Annotated in this window: 25 protein-coding genes and 2 pseudogenes; 14 read left to right on the top strand and 13 right to left on the bottom strand. The window is 75.1% G+C overall.

Annotation, left to right across the window (positions count from 1 at the left end):
- The first annotated feature begins 112 nt into the window (after nucleotides 1-112).
- The 6 genes and pseudogenes from CLT72_RS18275 to CLT72_RS18250 all read left to right on the top strand — a co-directional run bounded on the left by CLT72_RS18275 (nucleotide 113) and on the right by CLT72_RS18250 (nucleotide 8270).
- Nucleotides 113-3175, top strand: coding sequence for a hypothetical protein (locus tag CLT72_RS18275; RefSeq protein WP_101412841.1), 3063 nt, complete (start codon nucleotides 113-115; stop codon nucleotides 3173-3175).
- Between the two features lie 34 nt (nucleotides 3176-3209).
- Nucleotides 3210-4184, top strand: a complete 975-nt coding sequence (locus CLT72_RS18270) for an alpha/beta fold hydrolase (protein WP_101412840.1) — start codon at nucleotides 3210-3212, stop codon at nucleotides 4182-4184.
- Between the two features lie 104 nt (nucleotides 4185-4288).
- The gene (locus CLT72_RS18265) at nucleotides 4289-5137 is read left to right on the top strand and encodes a DUF3152 domain-containing protein (protein ID WP_486484276.1); all 849 of its coding nucleotides are present in this window, start codon (nucleotides 4289-4291) and stop codon (nucleotides 5135-5137) included.
- Between the two features lie 196 nt (nucleotides 5138-5333).
- Nucleotides 5334-6059: a zinc metalloprotease gene (locus tag CLT72_RS18260; protein ID WP_486484275.1), complete on the top strand. Its 726-nt coding sequence runs from the start codon at nucleotides 5334-5336 to the stop codon at nucleotides 6057-6059.
- Nucleotides 6060-6169: 110 nt separating this feature from the next.
- Entirely contained in the window at nucleotides 6170-7351 is a 1182-nt protein-coding gene (moeZ, locus tag CLT72_RS18255) for an adenylyltransferase/sulfurtransferase MoeZ (RefSeq protein ID WP_088998301.1), read from the top strand.
- A 33-nt stretch (nucleotides 7352-7384) separates the two neighbouring features.
- A pseudogene (locus CLT72_RS18250) lies at nucleotides 7385-8270 on the top strand (prenyltransferase/squalene oxidase repeat-containing protein).
- 92 nt (nucleotides 8271-8362) lie between these two features.
- Here CLT72_RS18250 and CLT72_RS18245 read toward each other — a convergent pair.
- The 8 genes from CLT72_RS18245 to proB form a co-directional block, all read right to left on the bottom strand.
- The gene (locus CLT72_RS18245) at nucleotides 8363-8878 is read right to left on the bottom strand and encodes an SUKH-4 family immunity protein (protein ID WP_101412837.1); all 516 of its coding nucleotides are present in this window, start codon (nucleotides 8876-8878) and stop codon (nucleotides 8363-8365) included.
- Nucleotides 8879-8960: 82 nt separating this feature from the next.
- Complete coding sequence (locus tag CLT72_RS18240; RefSeq protein WP_101412836.1) at nucleotides 8961-9581, bottom strand: hypothetical protein; 621 nt, start codon at nucleotides 9579-9581, stop codon at nucleotides 8961-8963.
- Complete coding sequence (locus tag CLT72_RS18235) at nucleotides 9578-10195, bottom strand: hypothetical protein (protein ID WP_101412835.1); 618 nt, start codon at nucleotides 10193-10195, stop codon at nucleotides 9578-9580. Before CLT72_RS18235 ends, CLT72_RS18240 begins: the two co-directional genes overlap by 4 nt.
- Nucleotides 10188-10682, bottom strand: coding sequence for a WXG100-like domain-containing protein (locus CLT72_RS18230; RefSeq protein WP_101412834.1), 495 nt, complete (start codon nucleotides 10680-10682; stop codon nucleotides 10188-10190). Before CLT72_RS18230 ends, CLT72_RS18235 begins: the two co-directional genes overlap by 8 nt.
- A 27-nt stretch (nucleotides 10683-10709) precedes the next feature.
- Complete coding sequence (locus CLT72_RS18225) at nucleotides 10710-11036, bottom strand: WXG100 family type VII secretion target (RefSeq protein ID WP_101412833.1); 327 nt, start codon at nucleotides 11034-11036, stop codon at nucleotides 10710-10712.
- A gap of 2 nt (nucleotides 11037-11038) precedes the next feature.
- Complete coding sequence (locus CLT72_RS18220; protein WP_101412832.1) at nucleotides 11039-11437, bottom strand: YbaB/EbfC family nucleoid-associated protein; 399 nt, start codon at nucleotides 11435-11437, stop codon at nucleotides 11039-11041.
- A 112-nt stretch (nucleotides 11438-11549) separates the two neighbouring features.
- On the bottom strand, nucleotides 11550-12794 hold the full coding sequence (locus CLT72_RS18215; protein WP_101412831.1) for a glutamate-5-semialdehyde dehydrogenase: 1245 nt from the start codon (nucleotides 12792-12794) through the stop codon (nucleotides 11550-11552).
- Between the two features lie 10 nt (nucleotides 12795-12804).
- Complete coding sequence (gene proB, locus CLT72_RS18210) at nucleotides 12805-13914, bottom strand: glutamate 5-kinase (protein WP_199184595.1); 1110 nt, start codon at nucleotides 13912-13914, stop codon at nucleotides 12805-12807.
- A 61-nt stretch (nucleotides 13915-13975) separates the two neighbouring features.
- Between proB and CLT72_RS18205 the strand changes: the two genes are divergently transcribed.
- The 3 genes from CLT72_RS18205 to CLT72_RS18195 are packed head-to-tail and all read left to right on the top strand — an operon-like array spanning nucleotide 13976 to nucleotide 17331.
- Nucleotides 13976-14287 carry an MGMT family protein gene (locus tag CLT72_RS18205; RefSeq protein ID WP_101412829.1) on the top strand — a complete coding sequence of 104 codons (312 nt, stop codon included), beginning with the start codon at nucleotides 13976-13978 and terminating at the stop codon, nucleotides 14285-14287.
- Nucleotides 14288-14319: 32 nt separating this feature from the next.
- Nucleotides 14320-15738 carry an MFS transporter gene (locus CLT72_RS18200; RefSeq protein ID WP_101412828.1) on the top strand — a complete coding sequence of 473 codons (1419 nt, stop codon included), beginning with the start codon at nucleotides 14320-14322 and terminating at the stop codon, nucleotides 15736-15738.
- Between the two features lie 27 nt (nucleotides 15739-15765).
- Nucleotides 15766-17331, top strand: a complete 1566-nt coding sequence (locus CLT72_RS18195; protein ID WP_101412827.1) for a pyridoxal phosphate-dependent decarboxylase family protein — start codon at nucleotides 15766-15768, stop codon at nucleotides 17329-17331.
- A 37-nt stretch (nucleotides 17332-17368) separates the two neighbouring features.
- On the opposite strand, the gene CLT72_RS18190 is transcribed toward CLT72_RS18195, so the two are convergent.
- Together CLT72_RS18190 and CLT72_RS18185 are read right to left on the bottom strand one after the other, a co-directional pair.
- Entirely contained in the window at nucleotides 17369-18565 is a 1197-nt protein-coding gene (locus tag CLT72_RS18190) for a hypothetical protein (RefSeq protein ID WP_101412826.1), read from the bottom strand.
- Nucleotides 18558-19112: a SigE family RNA polymerase sigma factor gene (locus CLT72_RS18185; RefSeq protein WP_101412825.1), complete on the bottom strand. Its 555-nt coding sequence runs from the start codon at nucleotides 19110-19112 to the stop codon at nucleotides 18558-18560. Before CLT72_RS18185 ends, CLT72_RS18190 begins: the two co-directional genes overlap by 8 nt.
- A 189-nt stretch (nucleotides 19113-19301) precedes the next feature.
- Between CLT72_RS18185 and CLT72_RS18180 the strand changes: the two genes are divergently transcribed.
- Nucleotides 19302-19883 (top strand): NADH-quinone oxidoreductase subunit B, encoded by a 582-nt coding sequence (locus tag CLT72_RS18180; RefSeq protein ID WP_101415244.1) that lies wholly within the window; start codon nucleotides 19302-19304, stop codon nucleotides 19881-19883.
- A 59-nt stretch (nucleotides 19884-19942) separates the two neighbouring features.
- Complete coding sequence (locus CLT72_RS18175; protein ID WP_101412824.1) at nucleotides 19943-21259, top strand: DUF2252 domain-containing protein; 1317 nt, start codon at nucleotides 19943-19945, stop codon at nucleotides 21257-21259.
- A 5-nt stretch (nucleotides 21260-21264) separates the two neighbouring features.
- On the opposite strand, the gene CLT72_RS18170 is transcribed toward CLT72_RS18175, so the two are convergent.
- Nucleotides 21265-22311, bottom strand: coding sequence for a glucose 1-dehydrogenase (locus CLT72_RS18170; protein ID WP_101412823.1), 1047 nt, complete (start codon nucleotides 22309-22311; stop codon nucleotides 21265-21267).
- Nucleotides 22312-22472: 161 nt separating this feature from the next.
- Between CLT72_RS18170 and CLT72_RS18165 the strand changes: the two are divergent.
- Together CLT72_RS18165 and CLT72_RS18160 are read left to right on the top strand one after the other, a co-directional pair.
- Nucleotides 22473-23069, top strand: a pseudogene (locus CLT72_RS18165) (NADH-quinone oxidoreductase subunit C); the annotation flags it as partial.
- Nucleotides 23070-23368: 299 nt separating this feature from the next.
- On the top strand, nucleotides 23369-24331 hold the full coding sequence (locus CLT72_RS18160) for a complex I subunit 1/NuoH family protein (protein ID WP_101412822.1): 963 nt from the start codon (nucleotides 23369-23371) through the stop codon (nucleotides 24329-24331).
- 40 nt (nucleotides 24332-24371) lie between these two features.
- Here CLT72_RS18160 and CLT72_RS18155 read toward each other — a convergent pair whose 3' ends face one another.
- Nucleotides 24372-25463, bottom strand: coding sequence for a glutathione S-transferase family protein (locus tag CLT72_RS18155; RefSeq protein ID WP_101412821.1), 1092 nt, complete (start codon nucleotides 25461-25463; stop codon nucleotides 24372-24374).
- A gap of 134 nt (nucleotides 25464-25597) precedes the next feature.
- Between CLT72_RS18155 and CLT72_RS18150 the strand changes: the two genes are divergently transcribed.
- The gene (locus tag CLT72_RS18150) at nucleotides 25598-26032 is read left to right on the top strand and encodes an ester cyclase (protein ID WP_101412820.1); all 435 of its coding nucleotides are present in this window, start codon (nucleotides 25598-25600) and stop codon (nucleotides 26030-26032) included.
- On the opposite strand, the gene CLT72_RS18145 is transcribed toward CLT72_RS18150, so the two are convergent.
- Nucleotides 26013-26585 carry a Uma2 family endonuclease gene (locus CLT72_RS18145; protein ID WP_101412819.1) on the bottom strand — a complete coding sequence of 191 codons (573 nt, stop codon included), beginning with the start codon at nucleotides 26583-26585 and terminating at the stop codon, nucleotides 26013-26015. The two genes, CLT72_RS18150 and CLT72_RS18145, sit on opposite strands and share 20 nt — an antisense overlap.
- Between the last annotated feature and the right edge of the window lie 33 nt (nucleotides 26586-26618).

The raw sequence follows: 26618 nt of genomic DNA, 5'->3' as shown, positions 1-26618 counted from the left end.
TTCACCCGAACCGGTCGGGGCCCGGGACCCGTCGCGGAATTGGCCCGCCGCCGTAACTTATCGCCACTGTCACCACACGGTAGCCTCAGCGGGGGCGACCAAGGAGCGCGCGGTGAGTGAAACAGGGCAACCCGGTGCCGCCACCCCGGGAGAGCACGGCGACGGCACGGGTCCGCAGGACGACCTGGCCCGTTCCGGCAGCGGGTGGGCGCCCCCGGCGGCCGGTTGGGCCCGGGGCGGGGAGATCTCCGGCACCCGCGAGCCGGCTTCGCCGTGGGGTCCGCCCGAGCAGAACCCCGGCTGGGCCGCCTCGTCGCCGCGCCACGGCGACCTGCCGCCACCGCTGCCCGGCCTGCCGGCCGAGCCCCCGGCCCGGGTCAACGGCCACCGCGCCAACGGCGTCGACCACGCCGCCGACGACGCGCCGGTCAACCGCCAGGCCCCGGTGAGCGCCCCGCCCGGCATCCACGGCGAGCAGCGCCGCGACCCGGGCAACGACCGGCTGGTGGTGCCCGCGCAGCGCCCGGCGCCGGCGGCCGAGCAGCCGCAGCACGGGTGCACCGACCCCGAGCCCGGTCCGGTCCGGCGCTCCTCCGACGACCCGTCGACCGGCCGCCAGAACCGTTGGTCGGACCCTGGTCTGCCGACGTCGGCGCCCCCGGCCGTCCAGATCCCGCCCGTCGGCGCCGCCAGCGGCTTCGAGGTGCCGCCCGGCTTCCAGGCGCCGACCGTCGACCGCGCCGCCGAGGGGCCCCCGTCTGCCGCCGGCCCGGCGCGTGGTTGGAGCGACCGCTTCCCGCCGGAGCCGCCGACCCACGACCCGCGTCCCTTCCCGCCGCCGGCCGAGCCTTCGTCCACCGAGCGGCTCGACGCCGCAGCAGACCACGGGGGCGACCGGGTTGCCGGCGTCGACCGCGCGCTGGGCGCGGATCGCGCCTTCCGCGAGGACCAGAGCCCCTACCCGGTCGCCGCCGGCCCGGACGGCGCGTCCGGGGAACCCGGCCATGACCGCGCCCCCGGCGGGCCGGGCCAGAGCGGCCGCCGCGCCGAGCGGACGCCGGGCGCCGGCGGCCAGGACCGGGCGCCGGACGCGTACGACCAGGACCACACGGCGGCTGGGCCCCGGCAGGACCGCGCGTCGCGCGCCGCCGGGCAGGATCGCGCCGGCCGTGGCGTCGGCGTGGAGCCGAACCAGTCGCCGGCCGCCGATCCGGCCGCCGCTGCCGAGCACTCCGACCGGGCAGCGTCGTCCGACCCGGAGACGGGCGCCCCGCGGCAGTCGGCCGCCGAGTGGCCGCCGACGACCGAGCCCGACTGGACCGGCCCGAACTGGAACCGACCGAGCTGGGGTGCCGCGTGGGCGCCGCCCTGGTCCCGGGAGGAGTCCGAGTCGACGGGGCGGCGCTCCCGCGAGGAGGCCGCGCCCGTCGGCCGCCGCTCCCGGGAGGAGCCCGAGTCCGTCGGCCGTCGGTCCCGGGAGGAGCCCGAGCCGGCGGGGCGGCGCTCCCGCGAGGAACAGCCTCCGGCCTGGGCCAGCGAGCCGCATCGACCGTACGAGCCGCTGCGCGCCGAGCCCGCCCGGCCCTACGAGGCCGCCCCGACCGCGTCGGTGCCCCGACCGTCGTACGAGCGGCCGGCCGGGCCCGACGCCGAGCAGGCGGTTCCGACCGAGCGGCCGGCCTGGGCCGCCGGCGGTTCCGTCCCCGCGCCGGCGGGCGCGCCCCCGCTCGCGTACGCCCCGGAGGCGGCGCCCCGCGCGGAGGACGCGCCGGAGCGGGTGACCCGGCCGTTCCGGCTCCGGCCGGAGAGCGTCGAGCCGCCCCCCGCTGCTCCGGTCGGCCCCCAGGCCCCCGGCGCCGAGGCCGCCACCGGCGGGTTCGGGCGGCGTGACCGCGACCAGTCCGCGCCCGCCCCGACGGGCGCACCCTCCTACGCGGCCCGTCGATCCGCCTCCGAGCCGGTGCCGACGGCCCCGCCGGCCGCCGCCGACCAGGCGCCGGAGCCGGCGTCGGCGGTGTTGCCGCAGCGCGTCCCCGCCGAGCCGGACGTGCCCGTCGTGCCGGAGCCGCCAGCCGTGGAGCCACCCGCCGAAACCCCCGAACTCGCCCGCATCGCCACCCATCTGCGCCGCGACGACGAGCCCGCCCCGCTGCGGGAGCGCCCGGAGGGCTTCGACGTCAACGCCATCCTCGACGCCGTCCGCGGCGTGCCCGGCGTCCGCGACGCGGCGCTGCGTCGCACCCCGGCCGGAGCGCACAGCCTGCGGCTCGACCTCGCCGACGGGGCCGACCCGGCCGAGGTGAGCCGGCAGGTCGCCCGCCTGCTCCAGGACCGGATGGGGCTGGCCGCCGCGCCGCAGAACCTGCCCGGCATGCCGGCCGCGCCCGCCCCGCCGGTACGCCGCCGCTCGGCCGAGCCGCGTGGTGTCGAGCCCAGGTCAGCGGGCCCGGCGGCGCGCACCGGCGAGCCGTCCTCCGCCGAGCCCCGGGTGCCCGGCGGCAGGGTGGCCGGCAGCCCGCCGGAGGCCCCGCCGACCCGCACCGAACCGCGTCCCGAGACCGAGAGCCCGCGGCGGCGCCGGCAGCCCACGGCCCCGCACCGGGGCCGGGCCACCGTGGAGGAGCCGGGCTCGGTCTCGGCCGCCCCGGCCGGGGCGGCGTCCGGTGTCCCGGCGACCGTCGGCACGTCGTACTCCGGTGGGCAGGTGACGACGACGGAGACGGCGCCGTCGCGGCCGCTGGACACCGGCGGCGCGGTGGGTCCCCGGGTGGTGATCGACCACGTCCAGGTGAGCACCTTCGGGCTCGACGCCACGGTGGAGGTACGCCTGCTCGCGGGCGGGGAGAGCGCCGCCGGCTACTCGACCGGGCCGGCCGTCGACGGCTACGTGCTGCGGCTGTGCGCGGTGGCCGCCGCGGCGGCGGTCGACGAGCTGCTGCGCGGCGGTGAGCGGGCCTCCGACGCCGGCCCCGACCGGGGCCGCTGCTTCGTTGAGCACGCCGCCGTGGTGCCCTTCGGCAACTGCGACGTGGCGACGGTCGTGGTGCTGCTGGTCTGCGACGGCTGGGTGGAGCAGCTGGTCGGCTCCGCGCTGGTCGCCGGCGATCCCCGGCAGGCGGTCGTCCGGGCCACCCTGGCCGCGGTCAACCGCCGGCTCGAGGCGCTGCTGGCCTGAGCGCCCCGGGCAGCACCTCGGGCAGACTGGAGTCATGAAGCGCGCCACCCTTCGGCCGGACCACCTGCTCCCCGGGCATTCCGTGCCACCGCCCTGGCCGGGGCGGGAGGTACGCCTCGACGGCACGGTGACGTACGTGCGGGACACCCCGGCCACCGCGCCCGGCGCGGAGCCCGCGCTCTACGTGCACGGGCTCGGCGGCTCGTCGCAGAACTGGACCGATCTGGCGTACCTGCTCGCCGACCGCCTCGACGGGCAGGCCATCGACCTGCCCGGGTTCGGCCGCAGCGAGCCGGGCCGCCGGTACACCGTCCCGGCCTTCGCCGACCGGGTGATCCGCTGGATCGAGCACTCGGGTCGCGGGCCGGTGCACCTCTTCGGCAACTCGCTGGGCGGGGCGATCTCGGTGCAGGTGGCGGGGGCGCGGCCGGACCTGGTCCGGAGCCTGACGCTGATCTCGCCGGCCCTGCCGTTCCTGGACTTCCGGCGCTCGTTGCAGGGCCGGATGCTGCCGCTGCTGGCGATCCCCCGGGGCGAGCGCCTGGCCGCCTGGCGGCTGGCCCAGATCGCCCCCGAGGTGATGGCCCAGCAGGTGATGGATTCGTGCGTCGCCGACCTCAGCCGGATCTGCGACCAGCGCCGGGAGGAGGCGCTGGAGGAGATCCGGGTGCGCCACGAGGTCCCGCACTACGCCGCCGCGTACGTGCGGACGTTCCGTGGGCTGGTCTCCAGCTTCCTGCGGTCGTACCTGCCGGGGTCCGGTTCGCTGTGGCGGCTCGCCGCGACGGTCGCGGCCCCCACCCTGGTGGTGGGGGGCCGGGCCGACCGGCTGGTGGACGTGCGGGTGGCGCCGCAGACGGCGCGGGTCGTGCCGGACAGCCGGCTGCTGATGCTCGACGGTGTCGGTCACGTGGCCCAGTTGGAGGTGCCGCGCGTGGTGGCCCGGGCCGTGTTGGGCCTGCTCACCGAAACGGGGGACACCGCCGAGCGGTCCGACATGGCAGGCTGACCGGGATGCCCCCTGCCCGTCGCCCCACCCCGACCCGCCGTGCCCCGGCTTCCGCCGACGGCCGCCGCCGTGCCCCGGCCGGCTCACCCCCGCGCGATGCCGGCGTGGACCTGACCCGCGCGCGGCACCGTCGGCCGGCGCGCCGGCGACGGCTCGTGGAGCTGGTCGCGCTGGTGCTCGCGGTCGGCGCGGCGGTGGCGGTGATCGCCGACCGGCGTGCCGACGTGGGGGCGGAGGCGCTCACGCCCGAGGAGTTGGCCCCCGCGCCGATGCTCGCGCCGGCGGCGGCCTCGCCGTTGCCGGCGTCGCCCGCCGCGTCGCCCTCGGCCGCCGCGCCCCCGGCGGCCGTGCTCCGGCTGCCCGGGCCGGTGCCGTCGGCGGGCCGGGGCAGCTTCGGCTACGACGACCGGACGGGCCCGGTACTGGGCGACGCGGGCACGCTGCGCCGCTACCGGGTCGCCGTGGAGTCGGGCGCCGGCGAGGACGCGGGCCAGTTCGCCGCCGCCGTCGAGCGGGCGCTCGCCGGGCCGGGGAGCTGGGTCGACGGCGAGTTGCGGTTGCAGCAGGTGGGTGCCGCCTCCCGACACGACTTCACGGTCTACCTCGCCACGGCGAGGACGGCGGGTCGGATGTGTGCGGCCGGAGGGGTCGACATCCGGGTGGGCGGGCGGCCCTACACGTCCTGCCGGGCACCCGGCAAGGTGATCGTCAACCTGGAGCGCTGGCGGCTCTCGGTGCCGCACTTCGTGAGCGCGAAGGTGCCGCTGTCGGTCTACCGGACGTACGTGGTGAACCACGAGGTGGGGCACCAGTTGGGGCACCGGCACGAGCGCTGCCCCGGCAGGGGGCGGGTGGCGCCGGTCATGATGCAGCAGACGCTCTTCCTCAACGGCTGCGTGGCCAACCCCTGGCCGTACCGGGACGGGCGCCGGTACGCGGGGCCCCGGCTCTGACGCGGGCCCGCCGGCCACGGCGGGGAGGAACGAGCCGCGGCGCAGTCGAGGGTTGAGCGGGATTCGCGTTTACGCGGCGTATGCCCGATTGGTGTGCAACGCTCGGCTCATGACGTCGTCGTCCCCTTGCGACCCGCCTGGCCCGGCCCGTCGCCCGACCCCGCCCCGACCGCCGGCCCCGCTTAGCAGCCGGCGCGTGGTGGGGCTCGGCGTACTTCTGCTGCTCGCGGCGACCGCCACCGTGACGCTGGCCCGGGCCGGCGACCGCGCGAGCGTGCCGGCCACCGGCGACGGGCCTCGCACGTCGTACGCGGCGGGGACGGACGAGCGGCCCAGGCCCTCCGTCTACCCCCGCGCGGGTACGGGCGACTTCGTCACGGCGCCCGGCGAGTCCCCGGTGCGGGGCACCGACGGGCCGCTCCTGCACTACCGGGTGGCCGTGGAGCAGGGCACCGGTCAGGCCGTCGACTCCTTCGCCGTGGCCGTCGACGAGGTGCTGGGCGACCCCCGGAGCTGGATCGCCTCGGAGGAGCTGCGGCTGCGGCGGGTGGCGGAGGCGGACGACGCCGACTTCACCGTCTACCTCGCCACCCCGGACACCTCCGAGCGGATGTGCGCCGAGGGTGGGCTGAGCACCGAGGGCTACACCTCGTGCCGGCTCCCCGGGCAGGTGATCATCAACCTGGCGCGCTGGCTGGAGGCGGTTCCCGACTACGGGGCGCCGCTGGCGATCTACCGCGCCTACGTGGTCAACCACGAGGTGGGCCACGAGCTGGGCGAGGGGCACCAGGCGTGTCCGGGGCCCGGCGAACCGGCGCCGGTGATGCAGCAGCAGACGTACGGCCTGGACGGCTGCGCCGCCAACGCCTGGCCGTACGTGGACGGCTCCCGCTACGACGGCGAGGTCGTTCCCGGCACCTGAGTTATTCCCCTTCCCGCAGTTCGGGCGACGTGTCGCTCCTCATGGCCGATCGAGGCCGGTGCGAGCGACAATGGCTCGGTTCGCCTTCAGCCGATCCCGGGGAGTCCACCGTGTCGTTGCCCCCGCTCGTCGAGCCCGCCGCCGAGCTGACCGTTGACGAGATCCGCCGCTACTCGCGCCACCTGATCATCCCGGACGTCGGGGTGGAGGGGCAGAAGCGGCTGAAGAACGCCCGGGTGCTCTGTGTCGGCGCCGGCGGTCTCGGCTCGCCGGCGCTGATGTACCTCGCCGCCGCCGGGGTCGGCACGCTCGGCATCATCGACTTCGACACCGTCGACGAGTCCAACCTCCAGCGCCAGATCATCCACGGCGTCTCCGACGTCGGGCGCTCCAAGGCCGAGTCGGCCGCCGCCTCGATCCGCGAGATCAACCCGCTGGTGCACGTGGAGATCCACAACACGGCGCTGGACCGGGAGAACGTGCGGGACATCTTCTCCCGCTACGACCTGATCGTCGACGGCACCGACAACTTCGCCACCCGCTACATGGTCAACGACGCGGCGGTGCTGCTCGGCAAGCCGTACGTCTGGGGGTCGATCTACCGCTTCGACGGCCAGGCGTCGGTGTTCTGGGCCGAGCACGGCCCCTGCTACCGCTGCCTCTACCCGGAGCCCCCGCCGCCCGGCATGGTCCCCTCCTGCGCCGAGGGCGGCGTGCTCGGCGTGCTCTGCGCGTCGATCGGCTCCATCCAGGTCAACGAGGCGATCAAGCTGCTCGCCGGCATCGGGGAGCCGCTGGTCGGCCGGCTGATGGTCTACGACGCCCTGGAGATGAGCTACCGCAAGATCAAGGTCCGCAAGGACCCGGACTGCGTGCTCTGCGGCGAGAACCCCACGGTCACGGACCTGCTGGAGGACTACGAGGACTTCTGCGGCGCGGTGTCGGTGGAGGCCCAGGAGGCGGTGGTCGACGCGACCATCACCGCGCTGGAGCTCAAGGAGTGGCAGGACGCGGGCAAGGACATCTTCCTCGTCGACGTGCGCGAGCCGGCCGAGTACGAGATCGTCCGGATCCCCGGCGCGACCCTGATCCCCAAGGGCGAGATCATCTCGGGCGAGGCGCTGGCCAAGCTGCCGCAGGACCGGCAGATCGTGCTGCACTGCAAGTCCGGCGTCCGCTCGGCGGAGGCGCTCGCCGCGCTCAAGTCGGCCGGCTTCCGCGACGCCGTGCACGTGCAGGGCGGCGTGCTCTCCTGGATCAAGCAGATCGACCCGTCGCTGCCGGCGTACTGACCGGCGCCGGCCGAGGTCGCGGCGGGCCGTCCCATCCCCGCGACCTCGGCCGATTCGCCGAGGCGCGATCACGTTTACGCAGGTAGCGTTGCCGCCGTGGTCGACATTGATGCGGCGGTGGGGTTCGTCGTGGCGCACGGGGACGCGGTGGACCGCGCCCGGCTGTCCCGGCTGCGCACCGGCGCGCCGCCCCCCCGCCGAGCTGCTCGACGACGCGGAGGTCGGTCAGGCGCCCGACGGCGGCTGGCCGGCGACGCTGGGCGGGGAGGTCTCCTCCGTGGACGCCACCTGCTTCCGCCTGTCCGAGTTGGACGATCTGGGCGCGCTGGGCCGTCCCGCCGCCCGTCGGGCGCTGGACTGGCTGGCCGCGCGGCAACTGCCCGACGGCGGCTGGGAGGAGGACCCGGCGCTGGCCGGGGTCGCCCCCGAGTGGGCCCGGCCGGGCGACCCCGAGGCGGCGTTCCACCTGACCGCGAACGCCGGGTTCTGGCTGACCGTCGCCGGCCTGGACGCGCGGGCCGCCGGGCCGCTCGACCACCGCGTCGGCGGCGCGTACGCGGGCGTCGTGCACGCCGCCGCGCAGTCGCTCGTCGCCCGGCTGCGCCCGGACGGCAGTTGGCCGTCCTTCCTGCCCGCCGGCTGGCTCAGCGCGGCCGTCCTGCACCGGCAGGAGATGTTCCACGAGGCGGCGCGGATCCAGGTGATCCTCGCCGAGCGGATCCCGGAGCTGTCCCCGGGCGACGTGGCCTGGCTGGCCGCGACGCTGCGCCGCGTCGGCATCGTCTCCGACGAGTGGTTGCTGGCACGGGCACGGCGGCGGCTGGCCGAGACCCAGCGCAGCGACGGCGGCTGGGAGAGCGACGACGGGCCCCAGTTCGACGTGCACGCCACCCTGAGCGCCATCCGCGCCTGCCGCTGACCGCGACTGACCTGCCCGCCGCCGGGCCGGGGCGCGTCGTCTGCCGGCCCGTCGCCGTCGGCCCGTATGCCCCGGGCCGCCTCCCGTCCGACCTACTTGAGCTGGCTGATCACCAGCGGCCACCAGGCGTCCGGGGCGAACGCGGCGCGGTCGATGCTCTCCAGGACGGTGCGCAGCGTCTCCGCCCGCTCGGCCCGGCCCGGCTTGCCCTCGTCGGCCTCCACGAAGAGCGCGAACTGGTAGAGGAACTCCACGAAGGTGCGGAAGTTGCTGTTGACGGCCTGGACGTCCTGCTGGTCGAGGTCGAACTGGAGGATCTCGCCGGTCTTCGGGTCGAGCACGTAGAGCAGGTCGGGGTTGTCGGCGACCGCCCCCACCACGATCAGCCGGACGTCCAGCGAGCCGTCCTCGGTGCTGAGCTGGATCGTGTCGAACAGCTCGATGTCGCCTTCGAGGAACGCGGTGTAGACGACCGCCACGTCCAGCGGGATCTCGTCGCCGGCGGGCAGCAGGCCGGGGTCGAATCCCCCCTCCAGCCACGCCTCGCGGGGGTACGGGATGAGCTCGTCCTCGTTCCACAGTGAGCGGAACCGGGGGTCAGCGGCCATCGTTGGTCCTTCGCGTCTCGGGAGCGGACGGCGTGCGGGCGCCGGGAAATGGCGGCGTGGGGGCGCCGGGTGCGGGGCGGCGTCAGGACGCCAGGTCGGCGGCGATCAGCAGGCGTCGCCAGTTGTCGGCGTACTCGCCGGCGTGCCGGTCGGAGCGGACCCGCCGGTCGCGCACGCCGGGGCCGAGGACGAGGGCGACGAGCTCCGGGTAGGCGGGGCCCAGCACGTGCTCGTCGAAGAACGTGGCCACGTCGGGCGCGACGACGGTGAACTCCACGTCCTCGTCGGGGTGCTCGTACTGGAAGACGTAGTCGTCCGGCTCCATCCAGTAGACGTCGAGATCCTCGGGGTCGAGATAGATGGGCGCCCCCGCCCCGATCTCGCCGCGTAGCCGTTCCGGGATGCTGTGCACCTCGTGGCCGACCGCGAGCGGGCTGCCCATCGGGTCGTCCTCGTCCACCGCGCGGGCCGCCCAGGCGGCCGGGCTGCGGATCTCCTCGGGCGGGGCGAACCGGAAGTTGTCGCCGGCCAGCCGGCCGAAGAGGCCGTAGACCTCGGCCACGCCGGGCAGGTCGGGGATCGGTTCCAGCGGGGTCGGCTCGCCGATCACCACACCGAAGCCGCGCTCGGCCTCCAGGCGCCGCAGCAGCGCGAGCTTCTCCCGGATGCGCTCCAGGCGTGCCGGGTCCTGCGGGCTGGTCACGGGATCACCTTCACGATGACCGGGGTGCCCTCGGGAACGTCCCGCAGCGCGACGGAGATGTCGCTGCCGAGCTGGCGATTCGTCCAGGCGTCCATCGGCCTGAGGTTATCGTACGTGTCCGTTCCGTCCAGTTGTAGCTCCTGGATGTGGTCGGGGTCGTAGCCCTGGCCCCGGGCCGTGATCGGCCCCTTGCCCGCGTAGAGGCGCTCCACCACGTTCTTGTTGGCCAGGTACTTGTTGGTCTCCGGGGTGCCCACGTCCTGGGTGAGACGGCCGTCCTTGGTCAGGCTGCGGATCATCCGGTCCCGGTAGACGTTGGTGCGGGTGCGGCGCTTGCCCGTGGAGGGGTCGTAGACCTTGTTGCTGTCGCGGTCCGACGGGGCCTTCTTCAGCGCCCCGTCCTGGCCGAGCCGTTGCAGGTCGCGGGCCTTGCGGTCGAAGTCGCGCTTGTCGAAGTCCGGCCGGTTCTTCAGCACCAGCACCGCCGGGCCCTTCGGCTTCGTGCCGGCCGACTTGGCGGTGCGGAAGACGTCGGCGTTCTCCAGGTAGGCCGAGACGACGCGGGCGCCCTTGGCCTGCGTCTGCCGGGGCGGGTTGGTCCGCTTCCTAGCCATTGAGCACCGTCTCCACGGCCATGCCGATGAGCTGGTCGATGATCATCCCTGTGATCATCTTGAAGATCGGGATCTGGAGCAGGGACGCCCCGAAGGTGACCGCCGCCGTCACGATGGCCTGCGCGATCTGGATCGCCAGCAGGGCCAACTGGACGATCACCTGGATCTTCAGGGCCAGCACCACGCCCGCCGCGACCATCAGCCCGACGCCGATGACGGTGGCCGGGCGGGCGACGTCGGCGATGTTGCGGGCGGCTGACTCGCCGTCGTTCCACTCGCCGGCGAAGGCGGTGAAGCTCTCGCCCCGGTTGTTGTCGAGCACCGTGCGCGCCGCCGACTCCAGCTGCGCCACCGAGCCGGAGATCTGGCCGGCCATGCCGGTCCACTCCCCGGCGAGCTGGAAGATCGCCGTCTCGTCCGACTGGGGCCACTCGTAGCCGAGCATCGAGAGCAGGGAGGCGAGCTCGCCCGGGAGCGTCAGACCCACCGCGACTCCTTTCCTAGGTCGGGCGGTTCAGGCGCCCAGTGAGCCGAGGATCGAGCGGAACGACGCGGCCGCGTTCTCCTCGGCGGCGCGGTAGCCGTCGGCCATCCCGCGCAGCCCGTCGACGTAGCTCTCCAGCTCGGTGATGTTCGTGCCCAGGCACTCGGCCAGCGCGTCCACGCACGCCTGGTGGGCGACCCCCAGCAGCGAGCCGATGTCGTCGCCGCCGAAGGCCGCGGCGTAGCCGCCGACCGCCGCCTGGAAGCCCTCGAAGACCTGGCGGACGGACTCCTTGGCCTGCTCCAGTTCGTTCGCGCCACGACCCAGCGCGTCGAGGTCGACGTCGAGGCTCTCCACGCTCAGCTCCCGTGCAGTTTCCGCATTGTCTCGCTGACGGCCTGGCTGATCTCCCGCATCTGCCGCAGGCCTTGGTCCTGAAGGCGTTCGATGGTGGCGGTCATCGCGGCGAGGTCGGGCATCGGCTCGGTGGCGGCAACTCCGTCGTCCTGGCCGTCGAGCGCCGCGTTGACCGCCTGGCGCAGCTCGGCCGCGAGGTATTCCGAGCCCTCCCGGAGCACCCGGGGGTCGATGTCGACGGCGCTGACCCGGCCGTCGGTGCCGAGCGTGACGCGGATGCGGCCCTCGGCGGCCTCGGCCACCGACTCCGTGCGCTCCCGGGGCGCGGCGGCGCCACCCACCTCGCGCAGCGCGGCCCGCGCCTGTGCCAGTTGCTGTTCCAGGGCACTCTCGCCCAGCATGCCGCCTCCCCAAGACAAGCCGTGCCGAACCCGACCCAGACTAGCGGTCACCCGCAATCCGGCGGTGGCCCCGCCCACGGCCGCCCGGGCATCCGCGAGCGTCGGCGATGGATCAGCCGCGCAGGTGGCCGTCCCCGGTCACCACGTACTTGGTGGAGGTCAGCTCGGGCAGACCCATCGGCCCGCGCGCGTGCAGCTTCTGCGTGGAGATGCCGATCTCGGCGCCGAAGCCGAACTCACCCCCGTCGGTGAACCGGGTCGAGGCGTTGACCATCACGGCCGCCGCGTCGACCCGGGCCACGAACTCCCGGGCGGCGGTGGTCGAGTCGGTGACGATCGCCTCGGTGTGCCCGGTGCCGTACCGCCGGATGTGCGCGACCGCCGCGTCGAGCGAGTCGACGACGGCGACCGCGATGTCGGCGGAGAGGTACTCGGTCGCGAAGTCCTCGTCGGTGGCCGGCCGCACGGCGGCCGAGTGGGCGGCGACCCGCTCGTCGCCGTGCACGGTGACGCCGGCCTCGGCGAAGGAGGCCAGCATCGGCGGCAGGAAGGCGTCGGCGACCGCCGCGTGCACGAGCAGCGACTCGGCGGTGTTGCAGGTGGACAGCCGCTGGGTCTTCGCGTTGAGCGCGATCGCGACGGCCTTGGCCAGGTCGGCGGCGGCGTCCACGTAGACGTGGCAGTTGCCCACGCCGGTCTCGATCACCGGCACGGTGGACTCCTCGACGACAGTGCGGATCAGGGACGCGCCGCCGCGCGGGATCAGCACGTCGACCAGGCCCCGGGCGCGCATCAGCTCCTTGACCGAGTCGCGGCTGCTGGCGTCGAGCAGCTGCACCGCGTCCGCCGGCAGGCCGGCGTCGCCCACCGCGTCGCGCAGCACGGCGACCAGGGCGGCGTTGGAGTTGGCCGCCGACGACGAGCCGCGCAGCAGCGCCGCGTTGCCCGACTTCAGGCAGATGCCGGCGGCGTCGACGGTCACGTTCGGCCGGGCCTCGTAGATGATGCCGACCACCCCGAACGGCACCCGGATCTGGCGCAGCTCCAGCCCGTTGGGCAGGGTCGAGCCCCGGACCACCTCGCCCACCGGGTCCGGCAGCGCCGCCATCTGCCGCAGCGCGTCGGCGATGCCCGCCACCCGCCCCGCGTCGAGGGCGAGCCGGTCCAGCACGGCCGCGCTCAGCCCGGCCCCGCGCCCGGCCGCCAGGTCCGCCGCGTTCGCGGCCAGGATCTCCGGCGTACGCGCCACCAGCGCGTCGGCCATCGCCACCAGCGCGGCGTCCTTGGCGGTACGCGTGGCGACGGCCAGCGCCTCCGCCGCCGTACGCGCCCGCCGGGCCTGCTCGCTCACGCTCATCGCGCACTCCTCACAGCAGTACGAGGTCGTCGCGGTGGACGACCTCCCGTTCGTACGCCGGGCCGAGCGCCGCGGCGAGTTCCGTGGTGGAGCGGCCGAGCAGCCCTGGCAGCTCGACCGCGTCGTAGTTGACCAGTCCCCGGGCGACCGGCGCGCCTCCGGCGTCCACCAGGTCGACCGGGTCGCCGGCGGTGAACGCCCCGTCCACGGCCGTGATGCCGGCGGGCAGCAGCGACTTGCGCCGGCCCACCACCGCCGCGACGGCGCCCGGGTCGAGGTGCAGCCGGCCCCGGGGCGAGGTGGCGTGGGCGAGCCAGAAGAGCCGGGCGGTCGGGCGCCGGCGGCTGGGGTGGAACAGGGTGCCGACGGGCTCGCCGGCCAGCGCCGGGGCGGCCAGCGGCGCGGCGGTCAGCACCACCGGGATGCCGAACCCGGTGGCGATCCGGGCCGCCTCCACCTTCGTCACCATGCCACCGGTGCCCACGCCGGCCCGGCCGGCGCCGCCGATGGCGACCCCGGTCAGGTCCCGCTCGTCGTGCACCTCGCTGATCCGGCTGGAGCCCGGGCGGGCGGGATCGCCGGTCCAGAGGGCGTCCACGTCGGAGAGGAGCACCAGCAGGTCGGCGTGGACCAGGGCGGCGACGAGGGCGGCCAGCCGGTCGTTGTCGCCGAACCGGATCTCCTCGGTGGCGACCGTGTCGTTCTCGTTGACGATCGGCACCGCCCGCAGGTCGAGCAGCTTGCGCAGGGTGCGGTACGCGTTGCGGTAGTGCGCCCGCCGGGTCACGTCGTCGACGGTGAGCAGGACCTGCCCGACGGTCAGCCCGTGCCGGGCGAAGGCGGTCGCGTACCGGCCGATCAGCAGGCCCTGCCCGACGCTGGCGGCGGCCTGCTGGGTGGCCAGGTCGCGCGGGCGCCGGGACAGCCCCAGCGGTGCGAGGCCGGCGGCGATCGCGCCGGAGCTGACCAGCACGACCTCCCGGCCCTCGGCGGCGAGCGCGCCCAGGGTGCCGACGAGCGCGTCGACCCGCCCGTCGTCCAGCCCGCCCTCGGCGGTGGTCAACGAGGAGGATCCGATCTTGACGACGACCCGCCGGGCCGCCGTGACCATGTCGCGCACCCGCCCATTCTGCGTGGTCGGTCCCGGCGGACTCCGGCGCCTTCTCATATCGTGGCCGGTCGTGAGACCTGACGAGTACGTCGAGGCGGTGCTGGAGCTCGTCGAGCGGATCCCGCCCGGCCGGGTGATGTCGTACGGGGCGGTCGCCGACGCGCTGGCGGAACGCTCGGGGCGGGCGTCGGCGCGGCTGGTCGGCTCGATCATGGCCCGGCACGGCGGGGGAGTGCCCTGGCACCGGGTCGTGAACTCGGCCGGCCGCCTGCCGCCCGGGCACGAGCGGGAGGCGCGGGAGCGGCTGCGCGCCGAGGGCACGCCGCTGCGCGGCACCGGGGTGGACATGACGGCGAGCTGGTCCCCCGAGGAGGGGATGTGACCCGCGCCATAACGTGAGTAACATTCGGCGCCATGGACGCGCCGTCGGGTGGAGCAGGTCCGGTCGCTGGCGCACTGCCGCGCCGGGTGCACGCCGGTTACGCACTCGGATCGCTGGCCACCGGCGCCTTCGGCACGGTGCCCGGCCTGCTCCTGCTGCCGTACCTGACCGACACCCTCGGCGTCGCGGCGGGCGCGGCCGCCCTGCTGGTGCTCCTGCCGAAGGCGTGGGACGTGCTGGTCAACCCGGTCGCCGGCCGGATCTCCGACCGCACCCGCTCGCGCTGGGGCGCCCGCCGGCCGTACCTGCTGGTCGCCGGGCTCGCCCTCGGCGTGCTCTTCGCCGCCATCTTCGCCGCGCCCTTCGGCGCCGGGCCGGCCGCCGGGGCGTACGTGGCGGTCGCCTTCCTCGCCACGGCCACCGCGTTCGCCTTCTTCCAGGTCCCGTACGTGGCGATGCCGGCGGAGCTGACCGACGACTACGCCGAACGTACCCGGCTGATGAGCTGGCGGATCGCGGTGCTGGCGCTGGCCATCCTGGTCTCCGGCGCGGTGGCCCCGCTGGTGCGCGACGCCGGCGGCGGAGGCCTGCCCGGGCACCGCTGGATGGGCCTCTTCGTCGCCGGGCTGATCGCGCTCGGCGCGGTCGGCGCGTTCCTCGGCACCCGGTCCGCCCCCGGCGGCACGGTGGCGGAGAGTGAGCCGACGCTGCGCGCCCAGCTCGCCGTCGTCGCCGGCAACCGGCCGTTCCGGGCGCTGCTGGTCTGCTTCGTGGTGCAGTCCGCCGGGGTCGCCACCGTCCTCGCCGGGGTCAACTACTTCGCCGAGCAGATCCTGCGCGACCCCGAGGGCGGGCCGACCATCCTGTTCGCCTGCTTCGTCGCGCCGGCGCTGCTGGTGATGCCGCTCTGGACCCGGGTCGGTGCGCGGGTCGGCAAGCTCGCCGCCCTGGTCGCGGCGTCGCTGATCTTCGCAACGGGCGCGCTGACCCTGGTCGCCGCCCCGGTGCTGCCCGCCCTCGCGGTCTACCCGCTGGTGGCGCTGATCGGCGTCGGCTACGCCGGGCAGCAGGTGTTCGCCCTGGCGATGCTCCCGGACTGCATCGCGTACGACACGGCACGCACCGGCCGGCGCCAGGCCGGCGTCTTCACGGGGGTCTGGACGGCCGGCGAGACCTTCGGGCTGGCCCTCGGGCCGGGCATCTTCGGCCTGGTGCTCCAGCTCACCGGCTACGTCTCCTCCGACACCGGCACGGCGGCCACCCAGTCCGACACCGCCCGACTGGGCATCCTGATCGGCTTCACGGTCCTCCCCGCCCTCCTGGTGGGCCTGGCGGTCCTCTTCCTCCGCCCCTATGACCTGTCCTCGGCCCGCCTGGCCGCCGAGCCCGACCCGACCCCCCACACCCACCCGGCCGATCGTGCGGTTGTGGTGGGGGACGAAAGCCGCTGACCCGCATGGAAAGGGCACCGCAACTCCATGATCGACGACGAAACTGACCGGCGGGCGCTGCCCGGGAACGGCCTGCCCGCCGAGCGGGTGCTGGCGGAGGTACGCGCCCTGCGGGACGCCGACCGGCCCACGCACGGGGGGCGGCTGTTCGCCTACGTCTACGACCCGGCGGTGCCGGGGCTGGACGAGCTGGCCGCCGCCGCGTACGCGGGCAGCGCCCACGTCAACGGGCTCGACCCGACCGCCTTCCCGTCGCTGCTGGCCATGGAGAACGCGCTGGTCGGTGCGGCCGCGCGGCTGCTCGGCGGCGGCCCCGGCAGCGCCGCGCCGGACGTCGTCGGCAGCGTCACCAGCGGCGGCACCGAGTCGCTGATCCTCGCCGTCAAGGCCGCCCGCGACGCCCACCCGGAGATCGCGGCGCCCCGGATCGTGGTGCCGGCCAGCGCGCACGCCGCCTTCGCCAAGGCGGCGCACTACCTGCGGGTGGCCGTGGACACGGTGCCCGTGTCGGCGTCGACGCTGCGGCCGGCCGCCGCCGACGTGGCAGCCGCCATCGGCCCCGACACGGTGCTGGTGGCCTGCTCCGCCCCCTCGTACGCGCACGGCGTCGTCGACCCCGTCGCCGGGATCGCCGAGGCCGCCGCCACGGCCGGGGTGCGCTGCCACGTCGACGCCTGCTTCGGCGGCTGGACCCTGCCGTACCTGCGCCGGCTCGGGGCGGACGTGCCGCCGTTCGACTTCGCCGTCGCGGGGGTCACCTCGATCTCCGTGGACCTGCACAAGTACGCGTACGCGCCGAAGGGCGTGTCGGTGCTGCTGCACCGCGACGCGGCGCTGCGCGCCCCGCAGTACTTCGCGTACGCCGACTGGCCCGGCTACACGATGGTGAACCCGGTCATCGCGTCCACCCGCTCCGGCGGGCCGATCGCCGCCGCGTACGCCACCCTGCGGCACCTCGGCGACGACGGGTACCTGCGGCTCGCGGCGGCCACCCGGGACGCCGTCGCCGGCCTGGCCGACGCCGTGCGCGCGGCCGACGGGCTGCGGCTGATGGCCGAGCCGGAGTCGACCGTGGTCTGTTTCACCGCCACCGACGCGGGTCTCGACCTCTTCGTGCTGGTCGACGAGCTGGCCGCCCGCGGCTGGCACACCCAGCCCCAGCTGTCGTACGCCGACCTGCCGCCGAGCGTGCACCTGACGGTGACGGCCGCGGTGGCGCCGCGGGTGGCCGAGTTCGGCCCGGACCTCGCCGCCGCCGTGGCCGCCACCCGGGCCGCCGGGCCGGTGGCGCTCCCCGCCGAGCTGCTGGCCCTCGCCACCACGCTGACCCCCGACGCGCTCACCCCCGACCTGGTCGCCGGCCTGGCCGCCGGACTGGGCCTGACCGGCCCCGCACCCGCTGCCGACTCCACCGGTGGCGAAGACGCTGCCGACTCCATCGACCCCGCCGCCTCCGGCGACGGCGCCGGGACCGCCGGGCCGCCGCCCGGGCGGATGGCGGTGGTGAACACCCTGCTCGACGCCGCGCCGCCGGCGCTGCGGGAACGGCTGCTGGTGGAGTTCGTCGGCCTGCTGCAACGCCCCACCTGGTGAGCGACGGCGTCCACCGCGCCGGGTGGACGCCGCCGGATCACCCGTCCACCCGCAGGTCGATCTGGTTGTCCCCGGGTGCCAGGTCCGGCCAGTAGCGGTGGTCGGCACTGTGGTGGACCACCCGGGCCGACACGTCCGCCCCCGGGCCCTCCGGCTCGACGCGGAAACGGAAGGTCCAGCTCCGGCGCTCCCCGGCCGGCACCCCGTCGGTCAGGCACGGCGGCCAGTCCGACCTTCCCCGGGCCGGCTCGCACCGGTCCCAGTCGCCGCCGTCGGGCGTACCGACGCGCTCCAGCTCGTGGAAGGCGACACGGTCCGCGTCGACGGTCCCCCGGTTGGTCACGGTCACCGTCACCGTGCCCCGCCGCCGGCCGAGCTGGTCCGGCGGCTCGAGGACGAGCGGCCCGGCCGTGACCGCCAGGTCGGTGAGGCGCGAATCCCGCCCCCAGGTGGTCGGGCCGCCGGTCTGGGTGAACCGCTCGCCCTCCCAGCCGTACGTCCGCCACTGCTGTCGCGCCCAGTACGCCGGAACGCTGCAACAGGGCTGGATGTCGGCGACCTCGACGCGGACCTTCCCACCGGCGACGGCGACGGCGCGGACGTCCTCGAAGCCGCCGGCAGCCTCCTCGTGGGTCCGGGCCACCCGCCCCAGCGTGACGATCCGCCCGGCGGCGTCCCGGTCGAAGGCGACCACCTGCTTCGCCGACGCCTCGCCGATGCGGCAGCCGAGCAGGGCCAGCGTCTCGGTGGCGCCGTCGGCGTCGACGTCGCCGTGCGTGACGCTGATCAGGTACGGCCGGTCCACCTCCGTCGTGGCGGCGGGAAGCAGGGTGACCCGCGTGGTGTCGGCGCAGCTCCGGCCGGCCCACGCCGGCAGGTCGAGCGCGGCGGCGCGCAGCTGCCGTCCGGTGATCCGGCCGTCCGGCGCGGTCGGCGCAGGCGGCGACGACGGCGACCGCGACGCGTCGGGCGAGGGCTCGGGCGAGGGTGACGAGGTCGGCCCGGCCGTCGGCGTGGACGCGGGCGGTCCCGGGGGCGCGGCGTCCCGCAGCGCCGCGACGGCGGCGATCGGGGCCACCACCAGCGCGACGGCGAGGGCCGCCGTCGCGACGGTGGCGCGGCGGCGACGCCGCAGCGTGCGCCGGGCCGCGTCCGGACCCGGACCGTCGATCCGGTCCGTCAGATCTCCGCGGTACGCGGCGAAGCGCGCCCGCAGCGGATCCTGCTCAGGCATGACCGACTCCCTCCGGGTTCTCGTCGAGCAGGGTGGCCAGGGCGGTGCGGCCCCGGTGCAGCCACGACTTGACCGTGCCCTCCGCGACCCCCTCCTGCGCCGCGATCTGGGCGACGGACATGTCGGCCAGGTAGTGCAGGACGACGGCCCGCCGGTGGTTCGCCGGCAGCGCCGCGAGTGCCCTCTCGATGTCCACCCGGTCCGGCGTCGGTCCCGCGACCTGCGTCTCCACCCGCCGCTGTCGCAGCAGGTGGCCGCGGGCGGTACGCAGCCGACGCCACCGGCTGCGCGCGAGGTTCCAGGCCACCCGCCGGATCCAGGCCACCGGGTCGTCGTAGCGGGCCAGCCGGTCCCACCGGGCGAGCGCCCGGCAGAACGCCTCCTGCGCCAGGTCCTGGGCCTGGCCCAGGTCGCCGGTGTACGCGCAGAGCTGCGCGGTGACACCCCGGAAGTGCGCGTGGTAGAAGTCGTCGAAGGTGATCGGCGCACCGCCCTCGGCGGCCCGCGCGTCGACCGTCGGGGGTGGTTCGTTGGCGCGGGCTCCCATCGTCACTGTCACTGTCCCTCCCCGTTCGAGCCACCGTGGCTGTCTGGCGGCGGTAACACTCCACCGGGCTCCGGCCGGTTGCGGCCGGCGCGGTCGTGGATCCGACGGCGCCCCTCGGCCGTCGACGGGTCGACCGGTGTCGCCGGGGGCTGTGGTTGACTTGGGGCGGTGCTCGGGAAGGGGGCGGTCGTGCAGGTGCCGGGAGTGCTCGGTGAGCCGATCCGGTTCGTGCTGAACTGGGGCCGCCGCTACTCGCTCTGGGTCTTCAACTTCGGCCTGGCCTGCTGCGCGATCGAGTTCATCGCCACCAGCATGGGCCGGCACGACTTCATGCGCCTCGGCGTGATCCCGTTCGCGCACGGGCCCCGGCAGGCCGACCTGATGGTCGTGTCCGGGACGGTCACCGACAAGATGGCCCCCGCGATCAAGCGGCTCTACGACCAGATGCCCGAGCCGAAGTACGTCATCTCGTTCGGCGCGTGCTCCAACTGCGGCGGCCCCTACTGGGACTCGTACTCGGTGACCAAGGGCGTCGACCAGCTCATCCCGGTCGACGTCTACGTGCCCGGCTGCCCGCCCCGGCCCGAGGCGCTGCTGCATGGCATCCTGCGCCTCCAGGAGAAGATCGCCGCCGAGCAGTCCGGCATCGGCGGCGTGCCCCGGCCCGACGCGCTCGCCGCGCCGGTCGACGCCGCGCCGTCCGACGGCGGCGTGCCGCCGCGCTCGGCGGAGTCGCTGACCGCCCCGCCGGTGCGCCCGCCCGCCCCCTGAGCCGTACCGTCCGGTCGGACGAGGGCCCGGGTTGGCCGGCGGGGGCTAGCCTGCGCACCATGAACCACTCCGCCGACCAGCGTTCCGCCCACATCGTCGACGTACTCACCGAGGAGTTCGGCGCGTCGATGGCTCTCGACCCGGCCGCCTTCCGGCGCAAGTTCCGCAAGATGGCCGCGTCGCCGTTCGCCTTCTACCGGGGCAGCGCCTCGCTCTTCTACGCCGACCAGGTCGGCGACTTCGCCGACGACCGGTTCCTCGACGACCGCACCAGCCGGGTGTGGATCCACGGCGACCTGCACGCGGAGAACTTCGGCACGTACATGAACGCCTCCGGGCAACTCGTGTTCAACGTCAACGACTTCGACGAGGCGTACGTGGGGCCGTTCAGCTGGGACCTGAAGCGGCTCGCGGCCAGCGTGGCGCTGCTCGGCTACGCCAAGGCGCTCTCCGACCGGGCGATCAGCGACCTGGTCACCGGCTTCGCGCAGTCGTACCTGACCGAGCTGCGGGCCATCGCCGCCGGTGGCGACGACGCGATCGGCTCGATCACCCTGGACAACGCCGACGGCGTGCTGCGCCGGGTACTCCAGCAGGCGCGGCTCAGCACCCGGGTCGACCTGCTCGCCACGCAGACCACCATCGACAACTACGAGCGCCGGTTCTCGCTGGGCGACGGCGTCTTCGAGATCGACGCGGAGACCCGGGAGCGGGTCTGCGCCGCGTTCGAGGACTACCTCGGCACGCTGCCCACCTCCTCCGCCCAGTCCCGTCCGGTGGCCACGCACATCAAGGACGTGGTGCTGCGCAAGGGCGTGGGCATCGGCTCGGCCGGGCTGCCGTCGTACAACCTGCTGCTGGAGGGGCACACCGAGGCGCTGGAGAACGACGTCGTCATCTACATGAAGCAGGCCCAGGTGCCGGCGGTGGCCCGGCACATCGCCGACGAGTCGATCGCGGGCTACTTCCAGCACCAGGGGCACCGCACCGCCGAGTCGCAGCGCGCGCTCCAGGCGCACGCCGACCCGTGGCTGGGCTTCACCGAGCTGGACGGGGCCGGCCAGCTCGTCGCCGAGGTCTCCCCGTACGCGGCCGACCTCGACTGGGCCGACGTGAACGAGCCGGAGGAATTGGCCGGGGTGCTGGCCGACCTGGGCCGGGCGGTCGCCCGGATGCACTCGGTGGCCGACGACGAGTCCAGCCACGACCTGGTCGACTACTCCACCGAGGAGGCGATCGTGGCGGCCGTGGACGCCGACGAGGCGGGCTTCGTGGCGCACCTGGTCGACTTCGCCCACGCGTACGGCGTGCGCGCCCGGCAGGACCACCAGCTCTTCGTAGACCTGTTCCGCAACGGCCGGCTGCCCGGCCTCTGAGCGGGTCAGGAGCTGAACTCCAGCACCACCTTGATGTCGTCCGGCTCGGGGGTGTACGCCTCGGCGTACCCCTCGACCGGCACCCGGCGGGTGATCAGCGCGTCGAGCCAGGACGGGTCGGCGCGGGCCAGCGCGGCGGCGGCGAGGTCCCAGTGCCGGCGGTTGGCGTTCACCGAGCCGAACACCACGTTGTTCTCCAGCACCAGGGAGCGGTTGAGCGCCCCGGCGTCGAGGTCGATGGTCCGCCCGCCGCTGGAGACGCCGGTCAGGCAGACGATGCCGGTCGGCGCGATCTTGTACATCACGTCGAGGACGACGACCGGCGCCCCGGTGCACTCCAGCACCACGTCCGGCTCGAAGTCCAGCTCACAGACGGACTCGGTGTGGTAGGTCGCCCCGAGCGCGCGTACCAGACCCGGCTTCGGCCCGGTGGTGTTGCGGTCCAGCACGTGTACGGCGAGCCCGCGCTGCGTGGCCAGCAGCGCGGCGAGCAGGCCGATCGGCCCGGCCCCGGTGACCAGTACGCTGCGCGGCTGCCACTCGGCGCGGGCACCGATGCGCTCGATGTGCTCCCACGCCTTCGCCACCACGCTGGTCGGCTCCAGCAGCATGCCGACCGGGGCGAGGGACGGGTCCAGCCCCACGGCGAACCGGGGTTGCAGCCGCCAGCGGTCCCGGGCGAAGCCGGGCAGGGCCTTGATCCCGTGCTCGGTGAACTGGCCGTTGCGGCACATGTCCCACTCGTCGACCGCGCAGTTCGGGCAGGGCACCGGGTCGGGGTGCCGGACGATGCCCGCCACCAGGTCGCCGGGTTGCAGGGTGCCCGACGGGTCCTCCAGCACCCGGCCCAGCGACTCGTGCCCCAGCACCAGCCGGTCCGCACCGGGTGGCGCCTCGCCGTACTCGCCAGCGATGATCTCGTGGTCGGTGCCGCAGATGCCCACCGCCAGCGCCTCGACCAGGATCGCGCCCTCCTCGGGCGGCGGCTCCGAATGGTCCTCGACCAGCCGCAGTGAGTCGGCGATCCCCGGTTTGACAGTCACAGCGCGCACGCCCCCATCCTTCCCCGCCGCCCATCCCCCCGCCACCAAAGCGCCCAGATCCCCACCCCGCGTCCCCCCGCCTCCCCGCCCCGTCCGGGACGCGGGGGAAGGAAGGTGGGTGGGGCGTTCGGTTGGGTGGGGGGTGCGGGGGAGGACCTAGGATCAGCGGCATGACTCCGGAAGAGGTCGGCCAGCGGATGGTCGCGCTGCTCGCGCCCGTCGAGGTGACCCCCTCGGTCTCCGGTGGCCAGGCGCACGCCCGCGCCACCGTCGACGTACCGCCGGCGAACTGGCCGGACGCGCTCCGCGCCGCCCGCGACGACGCCGAGCTGGCCTGCGACTACTTCGACTGGCTCTCGGCGGTCGACGAGCTCGCCGAGGGCTTCGACGTGGTCGCGCACCTGTGGTCCACCACCCGCCGGCACGGCGTCCTGCTGCGTACCCGGGTGCCCCGGGAGTCCCCGGCCGTCGCGTCGGTCGTCGACGTCTACCCGGGTGCCGCGTGGCACGAGCGGGAGACGCACGAGATGTTCGGCATCGACTTTCCCGGCCACGGCGGGCTGGCGCCGCTGCTGCTGCCGCCCGAGTTCGAGGGGCACCCGCTGCGCAAGGAGTTCGTGCTCGCCTCCCGGGTGGCGAAGCCGTGGCCGGGCGCCAAGGAACCGGGCGAGTCCGAGGCCGGCGGCGGGCGCCGGCCGATCCGCCCGCCGGGCGTGCCCGCGCCGGGGGAGTGGGGTACGACGCCGACGCCGGCCGGCGCGGGCGGGGTCGGGGAGGGGCCGCGCGGCGGCACCCCGGCCCGCCCGGCCCGGGAGCGGCCCGCCCGGCCGGCCCCGGGGGCCCGTCCACCCCGTACCGCCCGGCCCGCCGGTGCCGTCGACGACCCGGCGCCGACCGGTCCGCCGGCCTCCGGCACGGGCCCGGCGTCGGTTGGTCCGCCGGCCTCCAGCACGGGCCCGGCGCCGGTTGGTCCGCCGGCCTCCAGCACGGGCCCGGCGCCGCGCGGCCCGGGCGCCGACCGGCCGGCGCCCGACGACCGCGCTGGCGACGACGGAGGTACGCCCTGATGCCACTGTGGTTGGAGCTGGTCATCCGGGTGGGGGGCGTGCTCGTCGCCTTCCTGACCCTGCCGCTGCTGGTCGGGCAGGCCGAGCACAAGGTGATGGCGCACATGCAGGGCCGGCTCGGCCCGATGTACGCGGGCGGCTTCCACGGCTGGGCCCAGCTGGTCGCCGACGGCGTGAAGTTCGTGCAGAAGGAGGACGTCACGCCCCGCGAGGCGGACCGGGCGGTGTTCCGGCTCGCCCCGGCGGTCGCGCTCGTGCCCTACCTGCTGGTCCTGCTGGTGATCCCGCTCGGCCCGGACGACCTGGTCGGGCAGCCGCTGGACATCGGGCTGTTCTTCGTGCTGGCCGTCGTGGGCGTGGGCGTCGTGGCGGTGCTGATGTCGGCGTGGGCGTCGGCCAACAAGTACAGCCTCCTCGGCGGGATCCGGGGCGCGGCGCAGCTGCTCGGCTACGAGCTGCCGCTGGTGCTGGCCGCCGCCTCGGTGGCGATGGCGGCTGGCACGCTCAGCCTCTCCGGCATCGTGGAGGCGTGGCAGCCGTGGTGGCTGCTCTGGCAGGCACCCGCCATGGTCGTCTTCTTCCTCGCCGGGCTCGCGGAGATCCGCCGCCCGCCGTTCGACATGCCGGTCGCCGACTCGGAGCTGGTCTTCGGCTACATGACGGAGTACACGGGCCTGCGGTTCGCGTTCTTCCTGCTCGCCGAGTACGTCGGCATCGTGGTGATCGCCGCGCTCACCACCGTGCTCTTCCTCGGCGGTTGGCAGGGCCCGTTCGCCGACGCGCAGCTCGGCTGGCTGTGGACCCTGCTGAAGGTCTTCGCAGTCTCGTTCCTGATCATCTGGATCCGGGTCTCCTACCCCCGGCTGCGCGAGGACCAGCTCCAGCGCCTCTGCTGGCTCGTCCTGGTCCCCGTCTCCCTGGGGCAGCTCGTCCTCACGGCCGCCGTCCGCGTCGCGCTGTAGGAACGCGCCGCCCGGCACACCCGGGTTGCGGGGCGGTCCGTCAGGGCAGCGGGGTGTGGGCGGGGTCGACGCGCTCGGCGGGCGGGGGCGGCGGGGGCGGCGTGCCGTCGCCGAAGGGACGGCCGCCGAGGGCCTCCCGGCCGTGCGGGGTGAGCCAGTTCGCCAGGTCGGGGCCGAGCGGCACCACCCCGGTCGGGTTGATGTCGCGGTGCACCTCGTAGTAGTGCCGCTTGATGTGGTCGAAGTCGATCGTGTCGCCGAAGCCCGGCGTCTGGAACAGGTCCCGGGCGTACGCCCAGAGCACCGGCATCTCGGTCAGCTTGCTCCGGTTGCACTTGAAGTGGCTGTGGTAGACCGGGTCGAAGCGGACCAGGGTGGTGAACAGCCGAATGTCCGCCTCGGTGATGGTGTCCCCGACCAGATAGCGCTGCCCGGCCAGCCGCTCGCCCAGCCAGTCCAGCCGGTCGAAGAGCCGGTGGTACGCCTTCTCGTACGCCGCCTGGTCGCCGGCGAAGCCGCACCGGTAGACGCCGTTGTTGACGTCCCGGAACAGCGCCGCGCTCACCTTGTCGATCTCGTCGCGCAGCGGCTCCGGGTAGAGGTCGGGCGCCCCCTCCCGGTGGTACGCCGTCCACTGGGTGGACAGGTCGAGGCTCATCGGCCCGAAGTCGTTCGTGACCACCTGCCCGGTCGGCACGTCCACGATCGCCGGCACGGTGATGCCCCGCTCGTAGCCGGGAAAGCGGGCGAAGTACGCCTCGGCCAGCCGCTCGATGCCGAGCACCGGGTCGCGCCCGCCCGGATCGAGGTCGAACGTCCAGCTCCGCTTGTCGTGGGTGGGGCCGGCCACCGCCATCGAGATCGCGTCCTCCAGCCCGAGCAGCCGCCGTACGATGATCAGCCGGTTCGCCCAGGGGCAGGCTCGGCTGACCGCCAGCCGGTACCGGCCGGGCTCCACCGGCCAGCCGTCCCGGGCGTCGGCCGTGATCCGGGTGGCGATGTAGCGCTGGTCGCGGGTGAACTCGCCGCCCGGCTCGACGTACCTGCCGCCGGTCCGCATCAGCACCTCGTCGCCGCTGGTGGCGGTGCCTCCCGCGTCAGCCGTCGTGCCGCCCTCGGTCGTGCCGCCCATGCCCCACCCCTCCGCCGTCGCCCGTCGCTCGTCCCATCATGGCGGCTGCGCCGCCCGCAGGCGCGCCGAGTGCCGACCTGGGCCGTCGCGCCGTCCGACGGTGGCGGGCCGCGGCCGGCGGTTAGGCTGCCGCGATGATCGATGTGGAGGTGGCGGCCCGGCGCTTCATCGCCGACGTGTGGAACGGCGCGCGGGAGGAGTCCGCGTACGAGCTGGTGTCGCCGGAGTGCCCGGGGCTGGGCGGGGCCGGCCCGGAGGCGACGCTGGCGTGGCACCGGGAGCGCCGCGCCGCCTTCCCCGACCTGCGCTACAAGCTCGTGGACGTGGTGGCCGCCGGGGACCGGGTGGCGGTGCACTGGCGGGCGGCGGGCACCCAGGCCGGGCCGTTCGGTCCGGTGCCGCCGACCGGGCAGGTGGTCAGCTATTCGGGGGCGAGCTTCCTGCGTTTCGACGACGCGGGCCGGATCGTCGACGTGTGGAGCTGCAACGAGCTGTTCCAGCTCCTCCAGCAGTTGGGCGTGGAGATGCTCCCGCCCGCGCCCGGCGGGATCAGCGGGACCGGGGCGTGATCCTGCTCAGCGGGATGTCGATCTCCCACGGCTCCGGGACGAGGATGCCGTCGGTCATCCGGGCCTGCTCGACGTAGACGCGCTTCGCCGGGTCGAGCCTGTGGGCGTGCACGACGATCCCCGACTCGGTCTCGATGCGCCAGAAGTAGGGGATGTCGGCCTCGGCGTAGAGCGCGGGCTTGAGCACCCGGTCGATGCTCCGCGACCCCTCGGAGACGATCTCGACCACCAGCATCACCTCGTGGGGCCGGTAGTGCGACGGGTTGCGCGAGGCCGCGTCCAGCTCCGTGACCAGCACGTCGGGAATGAAGGCCCGGGTGCGGGAGAGCCGCACCTCGACGCCCTGCGTGACGTCGAGGTCGGCGGGGCAGGTCTCGTCGAGCGCGGCCATGAGGCGACCGGCGACGGACTGGTGGAGTCGCGTGGGGGAGGGCGACACGAGGAGGTTTCCGTCCAGGAGTTCGTGGCGGCGGCCGTCGTCGGGCAGGCGGTCGAGGTCGTCGACCGTCCACCCGCCCGGCGGCGGATGGTCGCCCTGCAGCGCGGCGGTCATGGCGAGCCCTTTCCGGTGCGTCGTTCTCCCCGC

Source organism: Micromonospora sp. CNZ309, assembly GCF_002846525.1.
Note: the sequence above shows the minus strand (reverse complement) of the source record. Positions and strands in the feature narration are given on the sequence as shown.